5 protein-coding genes are annotated in these 4,332 nt (G+C 37.4%); all 5 read right to left on the bottom strand.

Annotated features, from left to right (window positions below):
* Positions 1 to 258 precede the first annotated feature (258 nt).
* Entirely contained in the window at positions 259 to 1,119 is an 861-nt protein-coding gene (locus ACT3SX_RS14135; RefSeq protein ID WP_444518393.1) for a hypothetical protein, read from the bottom strand.
* 52 nt (positions 1,120 to 1,171) lie between these two features.
* Positions 1,172 to 2,638, bottom strand: coding sequence for a tyrosine-type recombinase/integrase (locus tag ACT3SX_RS14130; protein WP_444518392.1), 1,467 nt, complete (start codon positions 2,636 to 2,638; stop codon positions 1,172 to 1,174).
* A gap of 324 nt (positions 2,639 to 2,962) precedes the next feature.
* Positions 2,963 to 3,160 carry a hypothetical protein gene (locus ACT3SX_RS14125; RefSeq protein ID WP_442074725.1) on the bottom strand — a complete coding sequence of 66 codons (198 nt, stop codon included), beginning with the start codon at positions 3,158 to 3,160 and terminating at the stop codon, positions 2,963 to 2,965.
* Between the two features lie 49 nt (positions 3,161 to 3,209).
* Positions 3,210 to 3,641, bottom strand: coding sequence for a hypothetical protein (locus ACT3SX_RS14120; RefSeq protein WP_442074724.1), 432 nt, complete (start codon positions 3,639 to 3,641; stop codon positions 3,210 to 3,212).
* A gap of 49 nt (positions 3,642 to 3,690) precedes the next feature.
* A complete protein-coding gene (ssb, locus tag ACT3SX_RS14115) occupies positions 3,691 to 3,981 on the bottom strand; it encodes a single-stranded DNA-binding protein (protein WP_442074723.1) in 291 nt (96 codons plus the stop codon).
* Positions 3,982 to 4,332: the final 351 nt, after the last annotated feature.

The following is a 4,332-nucleotide window of genomic DNA, read 5'->3' as shown; positions in this document are numbered from 1 at the left end:
AGATGTTTAGCAGAAAATCCAGTGATACCGCTTGAGGCAGGTCTGGCTGTAATAGTGCGCTGTTGACCTGATTGAGTGGTGTAGTTGCGAGCTGGACGCTCAGGTTGGTTTGCGAGATCTGACATTCGCAAATACCTGTTCTTTAGTTTCATATTATTACTCCATAGCAGGGTTATGGCCAGTAGTGGCTAGTGCTGTAGAGTAATAGTAATTAAGAATTTTACTTATTAGTATAGTTATGCGCGCATAATAAATTTTTTATGAAAAATTTCCATTCGTAGCTTCACAGAGTAATTTATAAACGTACTCGTAAGATGGTTGCTCATCTGTTTCAATATAGTCTTTAATGTATCTTGCAGCTTTAGTATTTTTGTTGAAGCCCTGTGTCACCTTTATATGAAGATATTCTTTCTTTTTTCGTTGACGATATTCAGCTTGAGGGGCCCATCTTGTTTTGGCCGCCTTAGTACCTTGTATTGAAGACAATTTTCTAAAATAGTCAGCACTATCATAAAAGATAGATTTACTACTACTAAAATACAATTGCATTGCATAGTCATGATACATCAAGGCTATATTGAATGCTTCTGTATGATAGGCGATAAAAGATAGCTCTTTGAATGCATATATTCGAAATACTTCGAGGAACTTTAAGCTCAATCTTTTAGATTCAGATGAAGAGTATTTAGATAAAATATGATTGAACTTTGAAGTATCAGATAAAAGCTCATTCAGAGAAATAGCTATTTTACTAAATAATTCACCTATATATTGGTTTAATGCATATTCTTCTTTACTACCTGCAAAGCCACTATCTTCGTGCTCAGTTGAAAAACTATCTATATTGTCGAGAAAGTAAGATGTATCTACTTTGAAGTTTTCTCGAACATATTGCACAGATATAGCTTTAGCATCTTCTAAAAAAAGTAAATTATGTTTTTTTTGCGTAGTAGTGCATTGCTCATGATTATATAAATTGTTAACTATACCTATATCTTCAGGCATACCTAGAACTACCTCAATAGCATTAGATTGATTATGCAACCTATTTATCATATTATTAATATTAAACATATCTTCCGAAGTAATAGTACTATCGGTATTCAATTTATTTTCCATGAAATCACCTAGTTTTTATCTCAAATGGAAGTTATAAGTTACTAGCTGATAGTTATTTAATATAATCAACAAGCTGTCCTAATAATTCATCCGGTACACCTTTAGCCTGTAGGCTTTTCATTAATATATCTTTATCATGCAAAGCTATATCGACCGCTTGCTTATCACGACTACTCATTTTCATTTTTATTTCATCTGGTGTGAGTAAATCGAAGCTAACAGCCTTACCAGCCCGCAAGTCATCTAGATGATTTGCCCATTGGTTCATCATCATCTGTCGCTCTGCTAGATGTGCTGAAAGGTCATAACGCTTTTTTACGCTTGACTGTTCAAGATGAGCAAGTTGTATCTCTATAAGGTTCTGACTAAATTGCAACTCATATAGTCCTGTGCTGGCAAGCTGCCTAAATCCATGGCCAGTCATTTTAGGATAGGGGTCGCCTGTGTAGCCCATACGCTTTAAGGCCTGATTGAACCAGACATCGCTATAAGGCTTGCTACGCTCAAAGTTGTAAAAGACATAACCTGTTTTTTCTGTCAAAGGTCTCATACGCTCAATAATGGCCATCGCCTGAGGTGACAACGGAATAATATGATCTTGACGCATCTTCATCTTATGCGCTGGGATACGCCAGACGTTTTTATGATAATCAATCTCTGACCACTCAAAGAACCTTAGCTCTTTAGTCCGGACAAAGCACAACGTCATCAGCTGTATGCCTGCGATAGTTTGTTGATGCGCATTTGGGTTGTCTGCACCATATTGGTCAATATTGCGCAGCAGCTCTGGGAATTGATGTTGCTCAATGGCTTTCATACGTTCAGCTTTGTGAGGTCTTAATGCTTTATTACGACCATAAGCGATATTAATAATATCGTAGCCCAATGTGTTGATAGCATATTCAAAAACCGAGCTAATCAGGGCAATGTACTTGTGTGACGTATCGGTCGTCCACTTGCCTCGTTCTTCAAAGTAAGTTTGGATGGCTAATCCAGTTTTGATGACATCTTGTGGCGTAATAGAGCCAATAGGGTAGTCGCCTATATGCGGTGCGATATGCTTATCTAAATAGTTATGAAGTTTTTGAATATTCTTAGGTGTGGTGCTAGATCTTTCGTTGATATAGCTCTTGGCGATAACTCTAAATAAGTCCTTCTGCTCAAAGTTATTTTTCTCATGGTTTTTATGCTCTGTAGGATCGATGTTATCAGCCAGTAATGCCTGAGCTTTATCACGTGCTAGCCGTGCCTCTTTTAGCGTCACTTCTGGTTTGAATGTAGAATCAATGACTTGTTTGGCTGGCTTATAAATTCCTATCTGATAGGTCTTTTGCTTGGGCTTAAGATCTTTATCGGATTGATAGCGGTAGGTCATTTGCCAAAATAGCGAGCCATTTGGATGTTGTATAAGATATAAATTGTTGCCATCACCATGGCGTGTGACTTTAGTAGGTGTGGACTGTTTGGCAATGGCTTTCACGCCAGCGTCAGTTAATCGGTAGTCTTGTTTTCTCGTCATGGCTTATACCTCAAGGTGTTGAGAGGTTTAACAACAACCTCACTGTATAATTAACAACAAAAAATGGCGTTGTATATTATTTAACAACGCATTTAACAACATTGTAGAGGTGCTAGTAGGTAATGACAAGTGTTTAATAAGGACTGATAACTAGGTATGATAGGAGTTTAAAGGGCTTGAGGTAATGCGAGGTTATGTCTAAATACAATGATTGGTGCGCCACCAGGAATCCACACTGTTAGCTTAAGATATTGATATATATAGTTATTATTGGATTACAAATTTATTCTACTGTGTAGAATACTGTATAAAGCAATAATGACTCTATAAAGAGTCATTATTAGGATTAGCATTTGGTGCGTTGATAATATCATCGATCTTGCATTTTAGCCATTTGTTAGGCCTACCAGGCAGATCGGGCGGCGGTATAAATCCACTATCACGTTTGCGCTGTATGGTAGTATTCGACTGCCAGCCAAACATGGTCATAATTTCACTGGTTGTATAGTAGATGGGTTTCATAGTAAAGCCCTTATTGATAGAGCGTGATTACTAGTCACACGCTGGCGGGTTAATTTGACGGATAGACAGGGGTGTTATAACGATGCCAAAATCCGTGACATCTTTTACATAACCATCGCACATCTAACGCTTTGTTGTAATCATCGTGATGCGCCTCAATACGATCTGTTCTATTGCATTTTTCGCAATGAGTCGCTTTCACTAATCGACCCCTCTTTATTGCCGCTTGCGTTTCTTGTCTTACAGCACAGCGGCGCGGATATTTTGCGTTGTAGCTATTGAATTTATCAATATTTAATCGCTTAAACTCTTCACTAGTAAACCACGCGCGGCGGTGTGGTTTTTGATCGGCTGCATTTACTTGCTTGCAAACGCAATCAATACATTCACCAGTTGCGCGTGATTTTCTAATTCTTGATAAGTAAAAATCACTGATAGGCTTGCTAGAGTCACACTTAACACATTTGATTAAATCGCTCATTTTACAGCTCCGTATATTCTAAAATGAAATACCAGCATCAACCGGGCCGTTATGTTGTTACTGTTACCAGTATTGACGCCATTACCAGCAGAAGGTGCACTGCGCTATCAGGGATCTGCATTGCTCTAATCTCAGTAATGTATCGATCGCTGACGTCTTGAGCTTGGTATTTGCGCGTCTTTATCAAGCTTTCAATATAAACCTTGCTACGTTCTTTGCGCAAATATTGAGCAGCAATTTCTGCTAATCGGCCGTTGAAAACAATGCGGTGCCATTTACTCGCTTCACGTTCTTCTCCAGACTGTTTATCAGTCCAGTGCTCACTAGTAGCTACAGACACATTGGCAACCTTTACAACTAAATTGCTTTTAGAATAGCTACTAGTGCTAACAAACTGGCGATAATTAAAAACCTTGCTACCTTAATAACTTAATTTTTAGCGTTTAGATGTGGCATGATAATTCCTTAGTGTTTGAAATCCCCTCTATGATTAGCTTCGTGTAAGAGATTTTTTATACTTGAAATATAAGACTACCAATCAACTTTATTGCTTTTTATGTGCCTATAATAGCATATTGTTTACCTTGGTCAACAATAAAATCATATAAAGCTTATTAAATCAACAAATATTTTAAAGTAAAATCAACTACATTAAAGTAAGTTAAATCTTATTAAACCTTTTTAAAGTAAA

This window comes from Psychrobacter sp. AOP31-B2-9 (assembly GCF_052378005.1).
Taxonomy (GTDB): Bacteria; Pseudomonadota; Gammaproteobacteria; order Pseudomonadales; family Moraxellaceae; genus Psychrobacter.
This window is presented reverse-complemented; position numbering and strand designations above follow the sequence as displayed.

Coding starts and splice junctions, on each gene's coding strand:
- ACT3SX_RS14135 (WP_444518393.1), bottom strand. CDS start 1,119: ATGGAAAATAAATTGAATACCGATAGTACTATTACTTCGGAAGATATG.
- ACT3SX_RS14130 (WP_444518392.1), bottom strand. CDS start 2,638: ATGACGAGAAAACAAGACTACCGATTAACTGACGCTGGCGTGAAAGCC.
- ACT3SX_RS14125 (WP_442074725.1), bottom strand. CDS start 3,160: ATGAAACCCATCTACTATACAACCAGTGAAATTATGACCATGTTTGGC.
- ACT3SX_RS14120 (WP_442074724.1), bottom strand. CDS start 3,641: ATGAGCGATTTAATCAAATGTGTTAAGTGTGACTCTAGCAAGCCTATC.